Raw genomic sequence first — 1,603 nt, forward strand, 5'->3', positions numbered from 1 at the left:
ACTGCCCATTTGATATCTTTCATGTCTATTTCCTCCATATATAATTATGTATTTGGATTGTATATACACTTTTATTCGACAGTATTCCTCTCAGAGAACCTTCCATATCATCCACAGATATATGTCCAGATATCTCTCCGTCATCCTTGGCATCCACGAGTTCTCTCGCCAGCGATATCTTGAGATGGTGAAATCCCTTCAGCTCTATTCGTTTGCAGAATCTCGACACCGAGGCCTCGCTGACACCGCACTCCTTTGCCAGCTCCCCGACTGTCATATCCACAACCTTCTTGGGATTCCTAACGATATAATCGCCTATTTTCTTTTCTGTATCAAAGAATGAATCCATAGATGCGCATATCTGATTTATAACTGATCCCTCTATATTTTCCTATTTCCTTTCTTCTTTCGAAAATAATCCATCATATAGTGTCTTCTATACAATGCCACTAACAATTTTCTCAGTTAAATTTGTTTTCATATTTGTTGTAGGCTTTAAATCTATTTTCATACCATTTACAACTCTACCATTCTTCTCCCATCCAGTCAAACAAATGTATTTTCGCTTGAAACTCATTTATCAAATAAAAACAGAGTATCTGGAACCCCTATCACGATACTCTGTTTTGAATGACTTTCTTCTATATAAATATCTATTCGTTTTATTCGCCATGTGCAATATTTCTTGCTACGTATACACCGCTTGCAGATGCGTGTGAAAGGGAGTGTGTTATTCCGCTGCCATCTCCTATGATATACAGTCCCTTATATCTTGTCTCGAGCTTATCATCTACTTCAACCTCCATGTTATAGAATTTGACCTCAACTCCATACAACAATGTATCTTCATTTGCCGTTCCTGGAGCTATCTTATCAAGAGCGTAGATCATCTCGATTATTCCATCCAGGATTCTCTTTGGAAGGACAAGGCTCAGATCTCCTGGTGTGGCATTGAGCGTAGGTGTGATGAACGCTTCCTCTATCCTGCTCTGGGTGGATCGCTGTCCCCTTATGAGGTCGCCAAATCTCTGCACTATTACTCCGCCGCCCAGCATGTTGCTGAGTCTCGCTATGCTCTCGCCGTATCCGTTGGAGTCCTTGAACGGCTCTGAGAAATGCTTTGCCACAAGGAGCGCAAAGTTTGTATTATCCGTCTGTTTTGCAGGATCCTCATAACTGTGGCCATTTACCGTTATGATTCCATTAGTATTCTCAGTAACCACGGCACCCCTTGGGTTCATGCAGAAAGTTCGCACCTTGTCTCCATACTTCTCCGTTCTGTATACTATCTTGCTCTCATATAGCTCATCCGTCAAATGTGCAAATATAGCTGCAGGAAGCTCTACTCTGACTCCTATATCTACTCTGTTAGATTTTGTAGGCACATTAAGGTCCTTGCACACTGTCTCCATCCACTTACTTCCGCTTCTTCCCACGGATATGATACATTTGTCACAGAAAAATATACCTTTCTTGCAGCATACACTATATGTTCCATCCTCCATCTTTCCACCGTTTGTATAGGAGTGTCAAAATAGAAATCCACCTTGTCCTGAAGATATGCATACAGATTCTCTAGAACTATATAGTTGATGTCCGTGCC

Annotated in this window: 1 protein-coding gene and 1 pseudogene; both read right to left on the reverse strand. The window is 41.2% G+C overall.

Features of this window, described 5'->3' with window-relative positions; translation table 11 throughout:
• Window positions 1-25: 25 nt before the first annotated feature.
• Window positions 26-385 carry a MurR/RpiR family transcriptional regulator gene (locus CCU_RS07720; RefSeq protein ID WP_208896364.1) on the reverse strand — a complete coding sequence of 120 codons (360 nt, stop codon included), beginning with the start codon at window positions 383-385 and terminating at the stop codon, window positions 26-28.
• Between the two features lie 277 nt (window positions 386-662).
• Window positions 663-1,603, reverse strand: a pseudogene (locus tag CCU_RS07725) (NAD(P)/FAD-dependent oxidoreductase); the annotation flags it as partial.

Origin of the sequence: Coprococcus sp. ART55/1, assembly GCF_000210595.1 — a bacterium.
Taxonomy (GTDB): domain Bacteria; phylum Bacillota; class Clostridia; order Lachnospirales; family Lachnospiraceae; genus Coprococcus; species Coprococcus aceti.